The organism is Pseudomonas sp. Gutcm_11s (genome assembly GCF_028649395.1).
Classification (GTDB): domain Bacteria; phylum Pseudomonadota; class Gammaproteobacteria; order Pseudomonadales; family Pseudomonadaceae; genus Aquipseudomonas.
Genome location: NZ_JAQSUW010000017.1, coordinates 518,377 through 538,035 on the forward strand (window position 1 = coordinate 518,377; position 19,659 = coordinate 538,035).

16 protein-coding genes are annotated in these 19,659 nt (G+C 67.5%); 2 read left to right on the forward strand and 14 right to left on the reverse strand.

Going from position 1 to position 19,659, the window contains the following annotated elements; genetic code table 11:
* Positions 1–66 precede the first annotated feature (66 nt).
* From PTT45_RS20870 to PTT45_RS20885, 4 genes are all read right to left on the reverse strand, one after another.
* Positions 67–759 (reverse strand): 3'-5' exonuclease, encoded by a 693-nt coding sequence (locus tag PTT45_RS20870; protein ID WP_273815910.1) that lies wholly within the window; start codon positions 757–759, stop codon positions 67–69.
* Entirely contained in the window at positions 756–2,675 is a 1,920-nt protein-coding gene (locus PTT45_RS20875) for a putative nucleotidyltransferase substrate binding domain-containing protein (protein WP_273815911.1), read from the reverse strand. Before PTT45_RS20875 ends, PTT45_RS20870 begins: the two co-directional genes overlap by 4 nt.
* 66 nt (positions 2,676–2,741) lie before the next feature.
* Positions 2,742–3,875, reverse strand: coding sequence for a YbfB/YjiJ family MFS transporter (locus PTT45_RS20880; RefSeq protein WP_273815912.1), 1,134 nt, complete (start codon positions 3,873–3,875; stop codon positions 2,742–2,744).
* The gene (locus tag PTT45_RS20885) at positions 3,872–4,750 is read right to left on the reverse strand and encodes a LysR substrate-binding domain-containing protein (protein WP_273815913.1); all 879 of its coding nucleotides are present in this window, start codon (positions 4,748–4,750) and stop codon (positions 3,872–3,874) included. Before PTT45_RS20885 ends, PTT45_RS20880 begins: the two co-directional genes overlap by 4 nt.
* 81 nt (positions 4,751–4,831) lie before the next feature.
* Here PTT45_RS20885 and PTT45_RS20890 point away from each other — a divergent pair, with 81 nt between their 5' ends.
* Positions 4,832–5,875: an NAD(P)H-dependent flavin oxidoreductase gene (locus PTT45_RS20890; protein WP_273815914.1), complete on the forward strand. Its 1,044-nt coding sequence runs from the start codon at positions 4,832–4,834 to the stop codon at positions 5,873–5,875.
* 52 nt (positions 5,876–5,927) lie between these two features.
* Here the strand turns inward: PTT45_RS20890 and PTT45_RS20895 are convergent, their stop codons facing one another.
* From PTT45_RS20895 to PTT45_RS20925, 7 genes are all read right to left on the reverse strand, one after another.
* Positions 5,928–6,332 carry a phosphate ABC transporter substrate-binding protein gene (locus PTT45_RS20895; RefSeq protein WP_273815915.1) on the reverse strand — a complete coding sequence of 135 codons (405 nt, stop codon included), beginning with the start codon at positions 6,330–6,332 and terminating at the stop codon, positions 5,928–5,930.
* Between the two features lie 11 nt (positions 6,333–6,343).
* A complete protein-coding gene (locus PTT45_RS20900; protein WP_273815916.1) occupies positions 6,344–7,501 on the reverse strand; it encodes a porin in 1,158 nt (385 codons plus the stop codon).
* Between the two features lie 23 nt (positions 7,502–7,524).
* Positions 7,525–9,147: a methyl-accepting chemotaxis protein gene (locus PTT45_RS20905; protein WP_273815917.1), complete on the reverse strand. Its 1,623-nt coding sequence runs from the start codon at positions 9,145–9,147 to the stop codon at positions 7,525–7,527.
* 414 nt (positions 9,148–9,561) lie between these two features.
* Positions 9,562–10,653: a M14 family metallopeptidase gene (locus PTT45_RS20910; protein ID WP_273815918.1), complete on the reverse strand. Its 1,092-nt coding sequence runs from the start codon at positions 10,651–10,653 to the stop codon at positions 9,562–9,564.
* Between the two features lie 158 nt (positions 10,654–10,811).
* Positions 10,812–12,281 carry a CapA family protein gene (locus tag PTT45_RS20915; RefSeq protein ID WP_273815919.1) on the reverse strand — a complete coding sequence of 490 codons (1,470 nt, stop codon included), beginning with the start codon at positions 12,279–12,281 and terminating at the stop codon, positions 10,812–10,814.
* A gap of 17 nt (positions 12,282–12,298) precedes the next feature.
* Positions 12,299–13,615 carry an MFS transporter gene (locus PTT45_RS20920; protein WP_273815920.1) on the reverse strand — a complete coding sequence of 439 codons (1,317 nt, stop codon included), beginning with the start codon at positions 13,613–13,615 and terminating at the stop codon, positions 12,299–12,301.
* A 3-nt stretch (positions 13,616–13,618) separates the two neighbouring features.
* Complete coding sequence (locus PTT45_RS20925; RefSeq protein WP_273815921.1) at positions 13,619–14,794, reverse strand: M20 aminoacylase family protein; 1,176 nt, start codon at positions 14,792–14,794, stop codon at positions 13,619–13,621.
* Positions 14,795–14,951: 157 nt separating this feature from the next.
* Between PTT45_RS20925 and PTT45_RS20930 the strand changes: the two genes are divergently transcribed.
* A complete protein-coding gene (locus PTT45_RS20930) occupies positions 14,952–15,422 on the forward strand; it encodes an OsmC family protein (RefSeq protein ID WP_273815922.1) in 471 nt (156 codons plus the stop codon).
* A 1-nt stretch (position 15,423) separates the two neighbouring features.
* On the opposite strand, the gene PTT45_RS20935 is transcribed toward PTT45_RS20930, so the two are convergent.
* From PTT45_RS20935 to PTT45_RS20945, 3 genes are all read right to left on the reverse strand, one after another.
* The gene (locus tag PTT45_RS20935; RefSeq protein WP_273815923.1) at positions 15,424–16,335 is read right to left on the reverse strand and encodes a LysR family transcriptional regulator; all 912 of its coding nucleotides are present in this window, start codon (positions 16,333–16,335) and stop codon (positions 15,424–15,426) included.
* Positions 16,336–16,466: 131 nt separating this feature from the next.
* Positions 16,467–17,843, reverse strand: a complete 1,377-nt coding sequence (locus tag PTT45_RS20940; protein ID WP_273815924.1) for a DUF1329 domain-containing protein — start codon at positions 17,841–17,843, stop codon at positions 16,467–16,469.
* Positions 17,844–17,854: 11 nt separating this feature from the next.
* Entirely contained in the window at positions 17,855–19,639 is a 1,785-nt protein-coding gene (locus tag PTT45_RS20945) for a DUF1302 domain-containing protein (protein WP_273815925.1), read from the reverse strand.
* Positions 19,640–19,659 lie beyond the last annotated feature (20 nt).

Sequence of the window (19,659 nt, forward strand, 5' to 3'; positions counted from 1 at the left end):
CGAGAATTGTTCTCAGATGATCTCAGATTGCCGCCAGTAATCGCAATCGTTGACGATAAGTGGCGTTCAGAGGGACGGGGCGAGCTGTCGGCGTTTCCAGGCCTGGGCCTGCTGTTGCAGCTCGGCGAGGTTGTCCAGACCCTGACGGCGGGCCTTGCTGAACAGGATCAGCGCCAGCTCGGCGGTAGCCAGGGCGTCGGCGCTGGCGTGATGGCGTTCACTGGCGAGCAGGCGGAAGTGCCCCAGCCAGTCGTCCAGGCCCTTGTGCGGCGGGGCCTCGGGGCACAGCAGCGGCGCCAGCACGGCGGCGTCGAGGAAGGGATGGTGCAGGCGATAGCCGAGCTCATCGCGCAGCGCGCGCTCCAGCATGTGCTGGTCGAACGGGGCGTGGAAGGCCAGCAGCGGGCTGTCGTCGACGAAGGCCATGAACTCCAGCAGGGCCTCGGCGGGTTCGCGTCCGGCGGCCACCGCGCTGGGCGCGATGCCGTGGATCAGCGTGCTGGGGCCGGCGCGGTGCTCGGGCTGGCGCAGGGTGCACTCGAACTGCTGGGAGAAATCGATGGCGCCGTTCTCGATCACCACCGCGCCGATGGCCAGCAGGTGGTCGCGCTGCAGGTTGAGGCCGCTGGTCTCCAGGTCGACCACCACCAGGCGCTGGCTGGCCAGGGGGCGTTCGTCCAGCGCCGCCGCTGCCGGCAGGCGCAGGCAGCGTGGGTCGATGGCGGGGGCGCGGCGCAGCCAGCCGCTGATCATCTTCATAGCTGGTAGCGCAGCGCCAGGCTGGTTTGCAGGCGCTGCGCCTGGCGGAAGGACTCGCGTAGGATACGCCGGTCCAGGTGGTTGAGGCTGTCCGGGTCGAGGCGGTTGGACAGCGGCAGATCTTGGGACGCCTGCTGCTGGTGCAGTTGCAGGCGGGTCTGCTGGATGAAGTGGTAGGCCTCCTCGAAGGCCGCGCCGTCCTGGGCATCTATGACCTGCAGGCGCACCAGTTCGGCGAAGCGCCGCAGGGTGTTGCTGTCCGTCACTCCATGGGTCAGTGCCAGTAGGCGCGCGCCATCGACGAAGGGGGTCAGGCCTTCTTCCTTGAGATCGAGGGTGTCCTTCTCGGCACCCTTGCGTGCCACCACGAAGTCACGGAAGCGCCCCAGCGGCGGGCGATGACGCAAGGCGTTGGCGGCCAGCAGGCGCTGGAAGATAGCGTTGTCGGCAATGTCGGCGTGCAGCTGGCGCTGCAGTTCGACGCAGCCCTGTTCGTCGCCCCAGACCACGCGCAGGTCGAAGTAGATGCTCGAGCCCAGAAGGTTCTCCGGGCTGGCCTCGCGGACGAAGGTGGCGAAGCGCCGTGACCACTCGCGGCGCGACAGGCACAGCTCGGGGTTGCCGGCCATGATGTTGCCGCGGCACAGGCTGAAACCGCATTCGGCGAGCAGCAGGTTGATGCGCCGGGCATAGGGCAGCAGGCGCCGGCGAATGCGCTCGGCCTCGCTGTCGTCGGTCGCCTCGAAGAGGATGCCGTTGTCCTGGTCGGTATGCAGGGTCTGCTCGCGGCGCCCCTCGCTGCCGAAGCACAGCCAGCTGAAGGCATGCTGCGGGTCGCCCAGCTCTTCCACGACCAGCTCGATGACCCGGCACACGGTCTGGTCGTTGAGCAGGGTCACCAGCTGGGTGATCTGGGTGGAACTGGCACCGTGGGCGAGCATGCGCTCGACCAGCAGGCGGATGTCGCTGCGCAGCGCCACCAGCGTCTCGATGCGCGGCGCCTGGCGGATCGTGCGCGCCAGGTGCACCAGGTCGACCCGCTGCAGGGCGAACAGGTCGCGCTCGGAGACCACGCCGACCAAACGCTCGTGCTCCACCAGGCAGACGTGGGCGATGTGCCGTTCGGTCATCGCCAGGGCCGCGTCGAAGGCCGAGGCCTGCGGCGGCAGGTGGAAGGGGCGCTGGGTCATCAGCGCGCTGATCGGCTGTTCCAGCGACTCGCCGTCGGCCACCACCCGGCGCAGGTCGCGCAGGGTGAAGATGCCCTGCGGGCGCGCCTGCGCGTCGACGATGACGATGCTGCCGACATGCTGTTCGTGCATGCGCCGCACGGCCTCGCGCAGAGGTGTGCCGGCGTCGCAGGCCACCGGCTGCTGCAGGGCCAGCTCGCGCAGCGGGGTATCCAGCGAGTACTGCGCGCCGAGGTTCTCGGCGGCGCGCAGCTGCACCTGCTGGTTGACCTGGTCGAGCAGGCTGCTGACCCCGCGCAGGGCGAAGTCACGGAAGGGCGCGGACTGAGCGAACAGGCGGACGAAGGCGTCCTTGGCCAGCAGCAGGCAGAAGGTGTCCTCGCCGGCCAGGTGTTCGGTGCGGGTGGCGCGCTCGCCGAGCAGCGCGGCCAGGGGGAAGCATTCACCGCTGGCGATCTCGAAGGTGGTCTCGCTGCCGCGCTTGGCCGAGTGCGGCCGCTCGCCGACCACCTGGCCCTGCTTGACGATGTAGAAGTGCTGCACCGGCCCTTCGCTCGGCTTGATGATGCTCTCGCCGGCGGCATAGAAACGCAGCTGGCAGTGCTCGACCAGGTAGGCCAGCTGGGCACTGTCCATCTGGTTGAAGGGCGGGTACTTGCGCAGGAACTCCATGGTGCCGTGGATGTTCTGCAACACGGCTGTCTTGCCTGCGGCGCTGGGCGACATGCGGCGTTCCCGCGGTTGTGGTTATGCGGCGATGGTCGCGCCTGCGGCGTGGCGCGGCCATTGGACCTAGGTCGCAGGCGCCCGCCGCAGCGGCAGGCTGAGCAGGGCGGCGAGCGCCAGCGCGCCGGCGGCGCTCAGCAGGGCTGGAGCGAAGTGCTGGTAGTGGCCGTGCAGGGCGCTGGCCAGCAGCGGGCCGGCGATCTGCCCGAGGCCGTAGCTGGCAGTCATCCAGGCAGCCAGGTGGGGCTTGTGCGCCGACTCGGCACGGGCCGCGGCCATGGCGATGGTCACCGTGCCCATGAAGGTACTGCCGACCAGCAGCGCGCTGAGCAGGCAGGTGCCGGCGCTGGCGTCGAGTGCCGGCAGGGCCACGCCGACGGCCTGCAGGCCGAGGTTCAGCGTCAGTGCGCGGCGGGTGCCCAGGCGCTCGCGCAGGTTGTGCCAGAGGAAGCACGACGGCGCTGCCCCCAGGCCGAACGCCGCCCACAGCTGCAGCGGGGCGACGGCCACTGGGCCGCCCTGGAGCAGTAGCGGCAGGTAGGTTGCGGTGATGATGTAGCCGAACCCGGCCAGCCCGTAGAGCCCCACCAGCCGGCCGGTCGGCAATGCTGGGGCCGGCGGCGCCAGCGGCTCGCTGACGAGCGTCGGAGTCGTGGGGCCGAGCGCACGCAAGGCCGGCAGGCCCAGCAGGGCGGCGGCCACGGCGAGCAATAGCCACAGGAAGTGGCTGTGGCCGCCGAGGGCCTGGCCGGCGGCGATCAGCTCGGCGGAGAGCAGGATGCCCAGCCCGACACCGCCATACAGCAGCGGTGCCGCCTGCGGATGGTGATCGCCACGCAGCAGCCACAGCGAGGCACCGACCAGGGTCAGGGCACTGGCTACCCCGGCGACGAAGCGCAGTGGCACGACGCTGACAATATCGGGCGCGACGGCCATGGCCAGCAGGCAGGCCAGGCTGCCGAGCAGGCCGACCCGGCACAGTGCCGCCGGCTGCCACGGATGCCGCCAGGCCAGCAGCAGGGCGCCGACCAGATAGCCGGCGTAGTTCGCCGAAGCGGCCAGTGCTCCGCCGTGCAGGTCCAGCACCCGGTCGCTGATCATCTGCGGGTAGAGGCCGGTGAAGGCGAAGCGACCGAAGCCCATGCCTACCGCCAGCAGCAGGGTGCCGGCCAGCGCGTCGAGCAGCGCGCGGCGTCTCACGCGGGGCTCCGCAGTACTTCGCGCAGGCGCTCGAAGGCGGCGCCGGCGTAGCCGCTGCGCTGGACCAGCAAGGTATCCAGCGCCAGCAGTGGCACCGATTGCACGGCTGGTGCCTGGCGCGGCAGTTCGAGCAGCGAGCGCGGTACCACGCCGACGCAGGCGCCGGCCGCCACGCAGGCGAGAATGCTGTGGTAGGAGCCCACTTCCTGCACACGCATGGGCGGGCCGCCGGCCCCCAGCCAGCTCAGGGCAATGTGGCGATAGCTGCAGCCCTGGGCGAAACCCGCCAGGGTGCGGATCTGCACCTGCTCGGGGCGGCTGACCGGCGGATGGTCGGCGGGCAGTACCAGCAGCAGTTCCTCGCGGAACACCGCCAGCGCCTCGACGCCCTGCGGCAGCGCTTCGGCCTGCCAGCGGTCCTGCTGCCAGCTGTGTGGCTGGGCGATCAGCGCGCAGTCCAGGCGTCGCGCCAGCACCGCATCGAGCAGCGCCAGACTGGGGCCGGTGCTGACCTCCAGGCTGACCTGCGGGTTTTCCCGATGGAAGTGCGCCAGCGGCTGCGGCAGGCGTGCCGCGGCGGTACTTTCCATGCTGCCCAGGCGCAGGCTGCCGCTCGGCGACTCGGGGTGCAGGGCCTGGCGCGCCTCGTCGGCCAGCGCCAGCAACTGTTCGGCATAGGCGAGGAAGGTGCGGCCGCGCTCGGTCAGCAGCATGCGCTTGCCCTCGCGCAGGAACAGGGCGGCGCCGAGCTCTTCCTCCAGCTGCTGGATGCGCGTGGTGACATTGGATTGCGCACGCTGCAGGTTCTGCGCGGCGCGGGTCACGCTCTGTTCGAGGGCGACGGCGCGAAAGATGGCGAGGTTGGTGAGATCCATGGGCTTCTATAAATCTCAAAATGAGAATAAAGTTTTAGTCATGATCTTGTTTTGAGATTAATTGGTCAATCGGAGGTTTGCATGTCGTCGCTGTGCACGTTGCTCGGAATCCAGCATCCCATCATCCAGGCGCCCATGGTCGGTGTGTCCACCCCGGCACTGGCTGCCGCGGTGTCCGAGGCCGGTGGCCTGGGCTCGCTGGGGCTTGGTGCCAGCACTCCGGCGCAGGCTCGCGAACTGATCGCACAGACCCGGGCCCTGACCGACAAGCCGTTCAACCTCAACCTGTTCTGCCACGCGCCGGCGCATGCCGACGCCGCGCGCGAGCAAGCCTGGCTGGAGCGCCTGCGGCCGCTGTTTGCCGAGTTCGGTGCCGAGCCGCCGGCGCAGTTGCGCGAGATCTACCTGAGCTTCCTGGCCGATCCGGCCATGCTGGAGGTGTTGCTGGAGCTGCGCCCGGCGGTGGTCAGCTTCCACTTCGGCCTGCCGGAGGTGGCGTGGATCGCGCGCCTCAAGGATGCCGGCATTCGCCTGCTGGCCTGCGTGACCACCGCCGCGGAGGCCCGTTTGGCCGAGGCTGCTGGAGTGGATGCGCTGGTGGCACAGGGTGTCGAGGCCGGTGGCCATCGCGGCGTGTTCACGCCTGAGAACGGTGATACCAGCCTCGGCACGCTCGCCCTGGTGCGCCTGCTGGCGCAGCAGTCGAGTCTGCCGATCATCGCCGCCGGCGGCATCATGGATGGTGCCGGCATCAAGGCCGCGCAGGCCCTCGGCGCCGCGGGCGTGCAACTGGGCACCGCCTTCGTGCTCTGCCCGGAGTCCGCCGCCAATGCCGACTACCGGGCGGCGCTGCAGGGCGAGAAGGCCTATCGCACCGAGATCACCGCCAACATCTCCGGGCGCCCGGCGCGTGGCTTGCCCAACCGGCTGTACGGCGAGCTCGGAGCGGCCCTGCCGGACTACCCGATCTGCTACGACGCGGCCAAGGCGCTGCATGCTGCTGCCAGTGCCCAGGGTAACCACGACTTCGCCGCCCAATGGGCCGGCCAGGGCGCGCCGCTGGCCCGTGAGCTGCCGGCGTCAGAGTTGGTGGCGACGCTGGTGAGGGAAATGCAGCAGGCATGAAAAAAGGCCGGTGGGTCACCCCACCGGCCTTTCTCATTGCACTACCCCGGGATCAGGGCAGGGTGAACAGCACCTTGACTTTGTCGGTCACGGCGGCCTTGTCCACGTAGCCGATGGCATCGGCTTCGGCGGCGACCTTGGCCACCACGTCGGCATCGCCGGCCACGCTCGGCAGCGGCTGGCCCTTGCCGGTGAACACCAGACCGGACCAGTAGGACTTCAGCTGGGCTTCGTTCTTGTTGGTGACCGATGTGTAGAACTTCTCCTTGGTCGGATTCCAGTCTTTCTGGTCGACGCCTTTCAGCGACTTGTTCTTGCCCAGGAAGATGTTGGCCACGTCGGACTGCGACGGCGCGGCGGACGCACCGGCGTTGACGATCACGGCGACTTCGGCCTGGGCCAGGGCGGCGAAGCCCAGGCTGGCGGCGGCGAAGAGAATGCGGACGGACTGCTTCATGTGCATGCTCCTCAGAATACGAAGTCGACGCCGGCGCTGATGATGTCGCCGTCATAGTTGCGGGACGGTACGCCGGCCAGGCCGTTGGTGCGGTCGTACACGGTGTTGTTGTACAGCTCCTGGGCGTCGCGCACGAACACGCCGTCGTAGCCGCCGCTGGTGTCGACGCGCTTGTACTCGCCCTTCAGGACTACGGTCGGCATCAGGTTGTAGTTCAGGCCGAGGGTCCAGGAGTTCTGGCGACCTTCATCCTCGTCCAGCTGGGCGTAGGTGACGTGGGCCAGGAAGTCGCCGAAGCGGCGGCCGCCCATCAGGTAGAAGGAGTCGGTGCTGGCGCTGCCGTCGTTCTCGATCACGCGGCTGGTCCACTCGTTGGCTGTAAGCCAGGTACCGTTGTCGTACTGGTAGCCGATCGAGGTGAACTTGCCCTTGTCCTTGTCCAGCGCCAGCAGGGTGGCGGAACCCGGGTTGCCGAAGATGTCGGTGAAGCTACCGGAGATCTCGGTGTCGATGTCGGCCTCGGCGTAGCCGATGCGCAGGGTGCCGAAGTCATTGGTGGCCAGGCTCACGCTGGCACCGAAGACGTTGTCGTAGTCGATGTCGAACTCGTCGTCGTACAGGTAGTAGTCGCGGTTCTTGGCGATGCCGCCGGCGAGCTGGAAGGACAGGGTGGCGAAGGACAGCGGCAGGTTGTAGACCAGGTCCGCACCTTCGTAGTTGGACAGCTGGACTTGGCTGTAGACCTCGTCCGGCAGGCGCAGCCAGGGGTAGCTGAAGCCTACGTCGATGCTCTCGGAGTACATGTACACCGGGGTGCGCAGACGGCCGAAGCGCAGCATCAGGTTATCGGTGCTCTGCCACGACAGGTAGGCCCACTCCAGGTTGCCTTTCCACTCGTCGCCATAGGCCTTGGCGGTGGTCTGCAGGGTCAGGCCGACGGTGTCGGTGACGCCGTAGGTCAGCTGGGCGCCGAACTTGCTCAGCTGGTCGCCACGCCAGGAGTCGGTGGTCTGGCCGGAGATGCCATAGCCACGGCCGTCGTCTTCACCACCCAGGTGGGTGACGCCGACGGTGCCGAAACCGTTGATGAGGGCCTCGCCTTGTTCCAGCGCGAATGCCGAGGTGCTGGCCAGGCAGATGGCCAGGCCGAGTACGCGGGCAGTAGTCATGCAGTGATGCTCCAATGAATGAATTAAACGCGGAATTGGGCTGTTGCCGCGCGCAGGTGGTCCCCTGTGCTGACCAGCTGCTCGCCTAGGCGCGCGGTGGCATCGGCCCCGTTTGCGGTTGCTTGTGCATCCTGCTGCAACACTTGGGTTTCTTGTTGGATGGAACTGGACAGGCCGATCTGCTCCTGGGTGAGCTGGGCGATGCCGGCGTTCAGTTCGTCGATCTGGCTCACCGCCACGGCGATGGACTCGAGCATGCGGGTAGCTTCCACCGACAGCTCGATGCTGTTCTGCGCCTTGTCGCCGTTGGCGGTCATCACATTGAGCACGCTGTTGGCGCTGTTCTGCAGGCGCTGGATGATCTGCTGGATCTCGGCGGTGGAGGCGGCGGTCTTCTGCGCCAGGTTACGCACCTCGTCGGCGACCACGGCGAAGCCGCGGCCCTGTTCGCCGGCACGGGCGGCCTCGATGGCGGCGTTGAGCGCCAGCAGGTTGGTCTGCTCGGCGATGCTGCGGATCACGGTAAGTACCGAGCCGACCTGCTGGGTTTCTTCCTCCAGCTGCTGCATGGCCTGCACGGCGCCCATCACGCTGTTGCCCAGGTCGCTGATGCTGGTGGACAGGCTGCCGATGCTGGCACGTGCGGTGCCGGCCTGGCGCGAGGCGTCGCCGGCGCCCTGCGAGGCTTGCTGCGAGCGATGCGCCACTTCCTGGATGCTGCTGGTCATGGTCTGGATGTCACGCCCGATCGAGTCGGTGTGGCCCTGCTGCGAGCGGGCGTTCTGCGTGGCGTCCTGGGTCAGTCGGTACAGCTCCTTGGACATGCCGCCCAGCGGGCTGGCGGCCTCGATGGTCTGGCGGATGGTGCCCTGCAGCTTGTCGAGGAAACCATTGAACAGCTGGATCATCTCGCCGATCTCGTCGCGCGAGTCGACGTTGACCCGGCGGGTCAGGTCGCCGTCGCCCTTGGCGATGGCCTGCAACGATCCGATTACGCCATGCACGTTGCCCATGATGCCGCGGATGATCACCCAGGCGCCGAGGCCGACCAGGGCCACCAGCAAGGCGCTGAGGATGTAGCCGGCGCGGGTGGTCTCGGCGTTGTCGGTACGTGCCTGGCCTAGGGTGCTCTGGAAGTCGTCGTAGGCGTGGGCGCGGAAGGTCTCGCCGAGCTTCTGCGCGGCGGCCAGGTCGCTGGCCATGCGGTCCAGATTGGGGCGCAGGTCTTCGAAGCCGGCGCTGCCCTTGATCAGCTGCTCGGAGGCGGACAGTGCGTTGTCGGCGTAGCGGCTGATGGCCTGGCGCCAGTCCTCCAGCTCGCCGGCACGCTCGCTGTTGGCGCGGGTCAGCGGCTGCAGTTGCTGTTGCAGGTTGGCGACGTCGGCCAGCACCTGGCGTGCCTCGTCTAGGGTTGCCAGCTCGCCGGCGGCCACCGCGCTGTTGAGGATGCCCGGCAGGCGGGAGAACTGGAAGTTCACCGCGTCGGCCTTCTCCAGCGTCGGGAAACTGTTGGTTTCCAGGGCATCCAGGCGGGCATCGTTGGCTGCCAGCTGGGTGGAGGTGTAGACCACGAACAGCAGCAGGCCGAGCAGGGCAACGGCGGGCAGCAGCGACAACTTCAGGGTCAGCGACAGATTCTTAAGCATTGGCAGGTACCCAAATCGGGGGCGCGAAGTGTACAGGAAGCCGTTTGGTGGCTAAAGGCCATCTATCGGTCATCCTGTGACCGGCGATGGTTTGGTTGTGGTCGTTATGTCGGCCGCCCCTCTTATTTCTATAGCTGCAAATCATCGGGCACGCCTGTGCCGCGACGTCGCATGTGCCTGGTCTGAATGCCGAAGCGAAACGGCAGAGTGTGCTGGGGAGGAGGGCGAAAGCGCCTGCTGGCGCGCGGTGCAGGGGACGTGCAGCGCAGCGGTTGGCAGCCGCGTGGCCGGCGTGGTGCCGGCGCGCTTGCCAGTGGCGCGTGCCGATGAACGGAGTGGGGCCGTTCGTGGGGAGGTGGGGCGAATAGATGGCGTGGCCTATTCCGCGGCTGCGCCGCGGAATAGGGGGGCTACTCAGGCCGGTAGCGGCGAGGCGAGGCCGGTCAGGGTCTGGTCGAGGACTTCGCGAGCCTGTTCCAGGATCTGCTGTTTCCAGTCGTCGGCATCGACGTAGAAGGCATCGCGCAGGCGGCGCTTGATCAATTGCTGCTGGGCCGCCGGTACCTGCGGGTTGCGGTACAGCCAGTGGTCGCCGCGCATGCCATTGAGCACCTGCAGGCCGGGCAGGGTGCCGTACTCCAGGGTCAGACCGTTGTACTCGGCCTGCGGGCAGAGCTCCGGCACCACGTTGTCGATGGTGCCATTGAGCTTGGCCGACACCGAGTTGCCCTCGGCGCTGTTGGTGACCTGATCACCCCACCAGCGACGGCAGCGGGCGATGTCTTCTGCTGTCTGCCGACCCTTGTAGATGCGCTCGCCGATGCCGCGCGGACCCAGGCCGGTGTGGATGTCGATCCAGCCCAGGCGGCGGCACTGCTGGCCGTGCTGGCGCAGCACCTGCTTCAGGGTGCGATTGCTCCAGGTGGCTTCGGTGCCGGCGAAGAACATGCCCTTGGGGTCGTTGTGCTGGCCACGCGAGATGGCGCCCTGCAGGGCCATGCGCCCGTGGCGCAGGGAGTAGCCGACCAGGCCCAGGGTGCTGAGCAGGGTTGGCGGCTGGCGCTTGGGCAGCAGCAGGTGGGCGATGGCGCGGTAGTCGGGGTTGTCCGGCAGCGGCTGGCTGAAATCGACGAAGTTGCGGTTGAGGTCGACGTTGTCCTCGGTCACCCGGCGCAGCCAGGAGAAGCCGTGCGGGTTGAGCGCATGGATGAACAGCACGGCCAGGTCGTCGCGCTTGCAGCGTTCGATCCAGGCCTTGTCGCGCAGGTGCTCGACCTGGATGCCGGAGCCGCAGAAGCCCTCCGCGCCATGGCAGGCGCTGCTGAGGATCAGCAGGTTGGCGGCGCTAGCTGCGCCGAGGCGGGCGACGTCCATCGCCAGTTCCTCTCCGTCGCGTCCGCGCAGCGGGTGGACATGGGATTCGACGCTCAGGTCGGCGGCGGCGCAAGCCTCGAGAAATTTCTGCCGGGCTTCGGCGTAGCTCTGCGAGAAGCTGGAGAGATCCATGTGGAAAGTTCCTTGTGGTGAAAGCAGCCCGCGGGGTTTCGCGGGCATGGCCGGGCCTGCGGCGCAGGCTTGTGGCCTGTGCCGGGCGACGGAGCGGTCGTGGGTTGGGGGCTTGCCCCGGGCTGGCGACCTTGTGGGGCGCTAGCCCTGGTTGGCGGTCATGAATCGATCACGACACGGCCGATGCTGCTCTGGCGTTCACCGTGCTGCACGGTCTCGATCTCGATGATGGTGCCGAACTCGGCGGACAGGTCGCGCAGGCGCTCGATGATGCTCTGTGCCTGGGAGTCGTTCTCCGCAGTGTCGAAGGCCAGACGCGGGATGCCGCGCTCGGCGTCGCGGCCGTTGAAGCCCAGCTCGATCGGGTACAGGAGCATCTCGCGCAGGGTGCCGTCGGCCTTGAAGTGGCACTCGGCGATCACGCTCTCGAACCATACCGGCTCGCTGAAGATGCCGACCACGCGCTTCCACTCGAGGAACTCGGCCGGGGTGGTCAGGCGCGGGTTGGTAATGCCCTTGGGCCCGACGAAGGCTTCGGCGGCCATCCACTCGCGGCTCTCCCACTTGTCCGCCGGCATCAGCTTCATGCTGTTGTCCATGAAGCAGAAGTTGCCCAGGGAATACAGCAGCGGCTTGCCCTTGTACACCTCAATGCCGCGGATCTGGTGCGGGCCGTGGCCGCAGAGCATGTCGGCGCCGCTGTCGACCAGGCTGTGGGCCAGGGTCGGCAGGTAGTTGGGCACCTCGATGCACTGGTTGTCCGGCTCGTGGGTGTGCTGGGCGACGATGGTGAAGTCGCTGCTCTGCTTGGCCTGGCGCAGGTTGCGCACGATATCGGCCTGGTCGAGCTTGTCGCACTCGTAGTGGATGCGCACGGTGCCCGGCGCGGCATTCGGGTCTACGCGGTAGTGCAGGGCCATGCCCAGGTGCACGCTGTGCTCGCCGTGCAGGGTGCGCAGCAGGTAGTGGTCCTGGAAGGCCTCCTGCTCGTTGAGGCGCTTGAGCACGGCGAAGTCCTGCGGCGATACCAGGCGATGCGGCGTGGTGCGCAGCGGGCTCAGGCCCGGACGTGGCGGCACCATGCCGAGGCCGTCGGCGGCCGGGGCGTTGGCCTCGAAGGTGGTGGCGTAGGAAATCAGCGAGACGCGCGCCTTGTCGGTGTTGACGAAGGCCGGCGCGCGCGCGGCGGCCAGGCTGGAGCCGGTGCCGGCGTGGGCGATGCCGGCGTCATCCAGCATCTCGTCGGTCATCTTCAGGCCAGCCGCGCCCCAGTCCAGTGCGTGGTTGTTGGCCCGCGACATCATATTGAAACCGATGCTGGCCAGGTCCGCCGGAGCATCGGCGTCGCTGAGCAGCCAGGAGAAACCGGACAGCGCCTCGGGGTAGCCGTCGTAGCGGTTGAAGTCGATCGCGGTGCACTCGTAGTTGCCTACCACCACGTCGCCACGCTTGAGGATATCGAGCAGTTCGGGCGACTTGCGCGCCAGTTTGTCGGCAATCGCGTGGGTGATGATGATGTCGCCGACGGCGACCACGCAGAAGCCGTCTTCCACGTCGGCGTTGCGCCAGGTCTCGGGTAGCTGGATGGACTCGGGGCGCTTCTGCGGCGAGGGGACTCGTTTGTGCATGGGGCAGACTTCCTGACTCAGGCCTGGCTCGCGGCCGGCGTATTGTTGGATTCGGTAGCGGATTGCGTGGTGAGGGCGGCCAGCTCGCGGCGGCTGCGCTCCGGGTCGACCAGGAATAGGGCGAGCAGGCCGCCGACGAGCAGCACCAGGCCGAACAGGCCGACGGCCAGCTCGAAGCCCTTGACCAGGTCGCCGCCTTCCCAGCCGATGGCCTGGCCGACCACGTGCGGGGCGATCATGCCGGCGCTGGTCATCAGGCCGATGTGGATCGCCAGCATGCTGCCGCGCTGCTTGGCCGGAGCGATGTAGGCGACGGCGGAGTTGGCGAAGGCCGGCACCAGGTTGACGATGGAACCGCCGACCAGATACAGCGCGATGGTCATGTTCACGCCCTGCTCGACGAAGCCCATCAGGCTCATCGCCACGCCGCCGATCAGGCAGGCCGCGGCGATCGGCACGGCCATGGCCACGCGCACGTTGGCGCCGCGCTTGAGGGCGCGTTGCGAGAGGGTGGAGACCAGCAGGTTGAGGATGATCACGCCGAGGGTGGCGGCCATCACCACGTAGCCCGATTGCATCGGGGTCATGCCCAGGCCTTTCTGCAGGTAGGTGGGAATCCAGCTGTAGATCAGCGCGGTCGGCAGGTAGATGCAGAAGCCGGCCAGGGTGACGAAGAAGAAGGTGCGGTTGAGTAGCAGGTGGCGGTAGGTGGTGGTGCCACCGGCGGCCTCGTCACTGGCGTCATCGTGCTGGCCTTCGCGGCCGACCAGCAGCCACAGCGCCAGCCAGAGCAGGCCGACGCCGGCGAGGATCAGGTAGCCGACGCGCCAGCCCAGGTGCTGGATCAGCAGCGGCAGCGACAGCGCGCCGAGGATCGCGCCGGACATGATCGCCACCTGGATCCAGGCCGCCGGCAGCACGCGCTCGCGCGGGGCGTACCACTTGAACGCGGCGTGCTGGGTCACCGCGGTGCCCGGGCCGCAACCGGCGCCGAGCAGCATGCGGCTGGCGACCAGGGCGAAGAAGCTGGTGCTGATGGCGGTGAGTACCTGCGCGGCCATCCACACCACCGACATGCCGGAGAGAATCCAGCGGCTCGGCACGCGGTTGGCGAGGAAGCCGACCAGCACGCCGGACACCGAGTAGAGGAAGAAGAAGGCGCTGCCGATGAAGCCGAACTGCTCGGGGGTGAGCTTCAGCTCGTCGATGATCTGCGGACCGGCGAAGGCGAAGATGGTCTTGTCCAGCACGCTGATGACCATCACGGCCAGCAGCATCGCGACCACCAGGGCCCGCTTGTCGTTGGCCCGCTTGTCAGTGGGGAGGGACGGCATGAGTCAGATCTCGCTCAGGTAGGTTTCCACCAGGCGCACCCACAGGCTCGCGCCGAAGGGGATGGCCAGGTCGTTGAAGTCGTATCCGGGGTTGTGGACCATGCAACCGCTGGGCCCGCTGTTGCCGTTGCCGGTGACGATGTAGCAGCCCGGGCGCACCTCGAGCATGGAGGCGAAGTCCTCGCTGCCCAGGTAGCCGCTCGGCACGCTGGTCAGCACGCCCTGCTCGCCGCTGATCTCGCGTGCCACCTGTTGCAGCAGGGCGGTCTCGGCCGGTGTATTCATCAGCACGCCGATGCGCTCGTCGTAGTGCAGGTCCAGCTCGATGTCGTGGGTCTGGGCCACGCCCTGGGCGATCGCGGTGATGCGCTTGCGCAGCAGCTTGCGGATCTCCGGGTTGGTCGAGCGCACGCTGAGCTTGAGCGTGGCGACATCCGGAATCACGTTGGCCGCTTCACCGGCCTGGATGGCGCCGACCGTGACCACGCCTACTTCGCCGGCCGGCACGTTGCGCGCGACGATGCTCTGCAGCGCGAGCACCAGTTCGGCGGCGGCCACCACCGGGTCCTTGGCCTTGTGCGGCATGGCGCCGTGGCCGCCGACGCCGATCAGCTTTATGGTCACTACATCGGACGAGGCGCTCATGGCGCCGGGCTGGGTGACGAACATGCCGACCGGCAGGCCGGGCATGTTGTGCAGCGCGTACACCGCGTCGCACGGGAAGCGTTCGAACAGGCCGTCCTCGATCATGCGCTTGGCGCCGCTCAGGCCTTCCTCGGCGGGCTGGAAGATCAGGTTGAGGGTGCCGTCGAAGGCGCGTGTCTCGGCCAGGTAGCGCGCCGCGCAGAGCAGGATGGCGGTGTGGCCGTCGTGGCCACAGGCGTGCATCTTGCCGGCATGTCGGCTGCAGTGCGGTACGCCACTCTCCTCGTGGATCGGCAGGGCGTCCATGTCGGCGCGGATGCCGATGTGCTTGCTGCCGTTGCCGCAGCTGAGCACGCCAACCACACCGGTACCGCCGATGCCCTCGTGCACCTCGTAGCCCCACTGGCGCAGCAGGCTGGCCACCAGTTGGCTGGTGCGCTGCTCCTCGAAGGCCAGTTCGGGATGCTGGTGGATGTCTCGGCGAATCGACGCGAATTCATCCTGCCAGGTCAGGATCTGCGGGATCAGCTGCATGTAGTTGTCCTTATGGTGCCGCCTAGGATGTGACGCAGCATGCCGCAGGTGGGCGATGCCGGATAATCACCTCTGCGCATGTGTATCGGCTTTGGTTATGTGCGCCGTCGCACCCGCTTGGTTATGCTGGCCCGCCATTCTGCTGCGGAGTGCCGCGATGGCCACGTACACCGCCGAAATCCTCTGGTCGCGCGGCGACCAGGACTTCCTCGACAACCGCTACAGCCGCGGCCACCTGTGGCGTTTCGATGGTGGCGTGGAGGTGCCGGCGTCGTCCTCGCCGCACGTGGTACCGCTGCCCGGCTCGCGTGAGGATGCGGTGGACCCGGAGGAAGCCTTCGTCGCTGCGCTGTCCAGCTGCCACATGCTCTGGTTCCTTTCGCTGGCGGCGCGCGATGGCTGGCGGGTGGACGCCTATCGCGACCAGGCCGAAGGCCGCATGGGCAAGAACGCCGAGGGCCGTCTGGCCATGACCCGCGTCACCCTGCGCCCGGCGGTGAGCTTCGCCGGCGCGGCGCCGAGCCGCGAACAGCTCGATGCGCTGCACCACGAGGCGCACGAGGAATGCTTTATCGCCAGTTCGGTGAAGAGCGAGGTGCTCTGCCAGCCACGCTACGCCGACGCCTGAATCAGTCGCCCAGCTTGGGCGCGTGCGGGCTCTTGTAGGCGTACACCAGTTCGTCGGCCAGGGCCTTGGCCTCGCGAGTCATCAGCTCCTGGTCGCGGCAGACCAGGGAGATGTTCATCGGCGGAACCTTCTCGGCGATGTCGAGGATCTCCAGCTCCTGGCCCAGGGCATGCACGCGCTCCAGCAGGCGCTGCGACCAGTAGCTGACCGCGTCGGTATTCACCGCCAGCTCGGAGAACAGCACCACCGAGGCGCACTCGGTGACGTTCTGCGGGTAGTCGATGTGGTTGTCGACGAACATCATGCCGACCTTGGACAGCTCCAGGGAGTCCTGCAGCAGCCACTCCTCGCCGACCAGCTCGCGCAGCGAACGTGCGCCGCGCAGCGGGTGGCCCTTGCGCACGGCCAGCACGGCGGGTTGCTCGTACAGCTCGGTCCAGTGGAAACCGTCGGCGCTGCGCGACTCCGGCAGCGAGGTCAGCACCAGGTCCAGCTGGCCCTCGCGCAGGCCTTCCATCAACTTCGACGGGCGCAGTTCATGGATCTGCACCTGCACCTTGGGATAGCGCTTGCGGTAGCGGCTGAGGCTGCTGATGAACTGCGCGCCGGGGGTGACCGGCGATACGCCGATCGACAGGCGACCATCCATCACGCCCTTGAGCGTGTCGATTTCCTCGCGGGCGCGGCGCACCTCCTCGAGGATCAGGCGCGCGCGGCGTACCAGGCGCTCGCCGAACTCGGTCACCGTGATCCCGCGATTGGAGCGCACCAGCAGGGGCACACCGAGTTCGGCTTCCAGTTCCTTGATGCCCTTGGACAGGGCCGGCTGGGAGATGTGCAGCAGGCGCGAGGCCTCCTGGATGCTGCCACTCTCGCTGATGGCGAGCATGGCACGGAGCTGGTGCAACTTCATGGGCGACGCCGGGGCTCGTTGAACGGAAGGGCGACTGTAAAACAAAAGGGCCGGGCACGGGCTCCGGCGGTGTAACCACAGATAAAAAAACGGCGGCCCGGAGGCCGCCAAGGTGGAGTGTTGCGTGGAGATTAACGAATGCCCGAGGCGCGCAGCGCGTTGGGGGTGAACTGCTTGCGGCTGTACTTCACGCCGAAGTCGTAGGCGTTCTTCTGCTCGTTGAACAGCGCGCCGACGGCGTAGCGACCGGACAGCACGTCGTAGTGGGTCTCGGCGCTGAACTGCGGGGTCTGCTGGTCGTAGAAGAACGTCGCGTGGCCCTCGGAGACGCGCCACAGTTGGCCGCGGCCGTCATAGGCATCGGCCTCGGCGGTCTGCCAGCTGTCCTCGTCGATGAACAGGTCACGACGCGAGTAGATGTGGCGCTGGCCCGGCTTCAGGGTGGCGGTCAGGTGCCACACGCGGTGCAGCTCGTAGCGGGTGTGGTCGGGGTTGAGGTGACCCGGCTTGATGATGTCGGTGTACTTCAGCTTGGGCGAGCTCAGCTTGTAGCTGTTGTAGGGGATGTAGATCTCCTTCTTGCCCACCAGCTGCCAGTCGAAGCGATCCGGCGAGCCGTTGAACATGTCGAAGTCGTCCATGGTGCGCATGCCTTCGGCACCGGGGCTGTCGTAGGCGATCTGCGGGGCGCGGCGCACGCGACGCTGGCCGGCGTTGTACTGCCAGGCCATGCGCGGTTCCTTGACCTGGTTGATGGTCTCGTGGACCAGCAACACGCCACCGGCCAGACGCGCCGGGGAGAGGAACTCCTCGCGGTACATGTACAGCAGGTTGGCCATCTCCGCCGGGGCGTAGTCGCTGAGGCCGACCGGGTAGGCCAGCTGCTGCTTGATCAGACTCGGGGTGAAGGCGCCATTGGTCTGCGGCGAGGCCTGCACCACCATGCGCTGGAACGACAGGCCGCGGTAGCGACCGATGTGGTTCCACACCACTTCCAGGCCGTTCTGCGGTACCGCGAACGGCAGGCCGCCACTGCGGTAGTTCTGCAGGCCGTTGCCGCCTTCGGCGAGCTGGGTATCGGCGGCGTTCAGGCGGCTGGTGTCCAGGTACTGCTTGGGCATGGTCACCGAGCGACGGGTCGGGTAGACCGGGATGCGATAGCTCTCCGGGTAGCGCTTGAACAGGGCGAGCTGGCCGGGGGTCAGCTTGTCCTTGTACTGCTCGGCGGTCTGCGCGGTGATGGTGAACAGCGGCTGGTCGGCGGCGTAGGGGTCGCTGAGGAAGCCGTCGGCGTCACGCTGGCCGGCATTCTGGGCCAGGCCGCCGGTCCAGGCGGGGATGCTGCCGTCGGCATTGCCGGCGGTTTCCGCGCCGACCGGGGTCAGGTCCTTGCCGAGGCGGGCGATCTGGTCGGCCGGTACCGCGGCCAGGGCCTGGCCTGCTGCGAGCAGGCCGAGGCCGAGTGCGCCTGCGCGCACCAGTTGCAGATGGATCTGGGAAAACTTCATGTGCATAAACCTCAGAAACTCATGCCGACGCTGAAGGCGAGGAAGTCGCGGTCGGTGTTGGTGTTGAAGTCGCCGCCGAAGTAGTTGGTGTAACTCAGGCTGGCGTTGTAGGTGGACATGTAGTCGGCATCCAGGCCAACGCTCACCGACTTGTTGCCTTCGGTGAACGTCGGGCCGTAGCCCTCGACGTCATGGGCGAAGGCCAGGTTCGGCTTGAGGTTTACCCCGGCGATGGCGTTGCTGAAGTCCAGCTGGGTGCGCAGGCGGTAGCCCCAGGAGTTCTGGGTGTAGAAGCCCTTGCTGGTGCACTGGTCCGGGTTGGCGGTGTTGAGCAACTCGGTGCACAGCTGGTTGCCGGTCAGGCCCAGCGCGGAGGCGTAGTCCGGCAGCTGGCCGAAGCCGTAGACGCTGCTGCGGCCGAAGCGCAGGTCGCTGCCGTCGGTGGCGCCGAGATCACCGATATGGCTGTAGCCCACCTCGCCGATGACGGTCAGGCGGTCGCCGCCCAGCACGTTGTCGAAGGTGTGCACGGCACTGACCTGGGCCTGGCTGAAGGGCATGCGCTTGTAGCCCTGCACCGGGTTGCCGTACCCGGCGCTGGACCAGCCGCTGTCGTAGATCGCCAGGCCATCGATGCCGAGCGCGTTGACCAGGCCGCTGACGCTGGCCGAGGTGGAGACGTCGGTACCGTTGAGTGCCAGTGGCATGTTCGGCCGGTGGCTGATCTCGCCGGACAGCGCCGTGCCGTCGGGCAGGGTGGTGGCGAAGCTCACGCCGTACAGGCGGATGTCTTCCGGGTAGTCCAGGTAGTAGCTGGCGCTGGCCGGGCCGGGCGCGCCGGTGACGGCGCTGAAGTCCGCTGCGCCGCCGGTCCACACGCTCTCCGGGGTGCGGCTGTGATAGTTCATGGCGTAGAAGCCGAACTCGGTGTCGTTCAGCTCCGGTGCCAGCCAGCGCAGGGCCACACCGAACTGGCCGCCGTCACGGGCCTCGCGATCCTTGCCGCGCGGTACCCAGCCATAGACCGACGGATCGCGATCGTAGTCGCTGCCGTAGGTGGTCATGCCGTAGTTGCAGCCCTTGGGAGATGGGTCGCCGCCGAAGAAGGTGCCGCAGTTGTCGAGGACGGTCTTCTCCCATTCGATCTGGTAGAAGGCCTCGGCGGACAGGTTCTCGGTCAGGCCCTGGGCGACGTACAGCATGTTCACCGGGATCAGGCCTTCCTTGATCTCCGAGCCCGGGCGGCGCAGGGATGCGGCGTCGGCCGGGTTGATGGCGTTGATGCTGTTCTGGATGAAGGTGCTCTCGCCCCAGCTCACAACCTGCTTGCCGGCGCGCACGCTGCCCGGCAGGTCGCCGATCAGGTAGTTGTGGTAGGCGAAGGCGTCCAGCAGTTCGAAGCCGGAAGACTGTGCGGCGCTGTCGCGGCCACTGTCATCGATGTCATAGAGCAGGCGGTGCTCGTCCTTCAGCTCGAAGTCGTACCAGTACTTGCCACGCAGGAATACGCCGCTCTCGCCGTAGCTCAGCTGCAGGTCGTGCACGCCCTTGAAGATCTTGGAGAAGGTCTCGCCCTTCTTGAAGTTCAGGCGGCCATCGTCACTGGTGCGGGTGGAGGCAGTGCCGCCGTTGGCCACGCCGATGAACTTGTCGTCGGCATCGGCCATCGACCAGCTGGCGCCGACCGACAGCGAGGAATCCAGACGGCCCTCGATCTCCCCAATGTTGAAGCTGGCGGCCTGGGCCGAAGACGCGCTTGCCAGTGCCACGGCCAATGCCAGTGCGTGGGGATGCATAGCCCCCGCGCCTGTTTTTG

What these genes read in the sequence shown, in the direction of transcription:
- PTT45_RS20905 (WP_273815917.1), bottom strand. Translation starts at nt 9,147, where the DNA reads ATGCTTAAGAATCTGTCGCTGACCCTGAAGTTGTCGCTGCTGCCCGCC.
- PTT45_RS20930 (WP_273815922.1), top strand. Translation starts at nt 14,952, where the DNA reads ATGGCCACGTACACCGCCGAAATCCTCTGGTCGCGCGGCGACCAGGAC.
- PTT45_RS20875 (WP_273815911.1), bottom strand. Translation starts at nt 2,675, where the DNA reads ATGTCGCCCAGCGCCGCAGGCAAGACAGCCGTGTTGCAGAACATCCAC.
- PTT45_RS20920 (WP_273815920.1), bottom strand. Translation starts at nt 13,615, where the DNA reads ATGCCGTCCCTCCCCACTGACAAGCGGGCCAACGACAAGCGGGCCCTG.
- PTT45_RS20890 (WP_273815914.1), top strand. Translation starts at nt 4,832, where the DNA reads ATGTCGTCGCTGTGCACGTTGCTCGGAATCCAGCATCCCATCATCCAG.
- PTT45_RS20925 (WP_273815921.1), bottom strand. Translation starts at nt 14,794, where the DNA reads ATGCAGCTGATCCCGCAGATCCTGACCTGGCAGGATGAATTCGCGTCG.
- PTT45_RS20945 (WP_273815925.1), bottom strand. Translation starts at nt 19,639, where the DNA reads ATGCATCCCCACGCACTGGCATTGGCCGTGGCACTGGCAAGCGCGTCT.
- PTT45_RS20885 (WP_273815913.1), bottom strand. Translation starts at nt 4,750, where the DNA reads ATGGATCTCACCAACCTCGCCATCTTTCGCGCCGTCGCCCTCGAACAG.
- PTT45_RS20935 (WP_273815923.1), bottom strand. Translation starts at nt 16,335, where the DNA reads ATGAAGTTGCACCAGCTCCGTGCCATGCTCGCCATCAGCGAGAGTGGC.
- PTT45_RS20915 (WP_273815919.1), bottom strand. Translation starts at nt 12,281, where the DNA reads ATGCACAAACGAGTCCCCTCGCCGCAGAAGCGCCCCGAGTCCATCCAG.
- PTT45_RS20895 (WP_273815915.1), bottom strand. Translation starts at nt 6,332, where the DNA reads ATGAAGCAGTCCGTCCGCATTCTCTTCGCCGCCGCCAGCCTGGGCTTC.
- PTT45_RS20940 (WP_273815924.1), bottom strand. Translation starts at nt 17,843, where the DNA reads ATGAAGTTTTCCCAGATCCATCTGCAACTGGTGCGCGCAGGCGCACTC.
- PTT45_RS20900 (WP_273815916.1), bottom strand. Translation starts at nt 7,501, where the DNA reads ATGACTACTGCCCGCGTACTCGGCCTGGCCATCTGCCTGGCCAGCACC.
- PTT45_RS20870 (WP_273815910.1), bottom strand. Translation starts at nt 759, where the DNA reads ATGAAGATGATCAGCGGCTGGCTGCGCCGCGCCCCCGCCATCGACCCA.
- PTT45_RS20910 (WP_273815918.1), bottom strand. Translation starts at nt 10,653, where the DNA reads ATGGATCTCTCCAGCTTCTCGCAGAGCTACGCCGAAGCCCGGCAGAAA.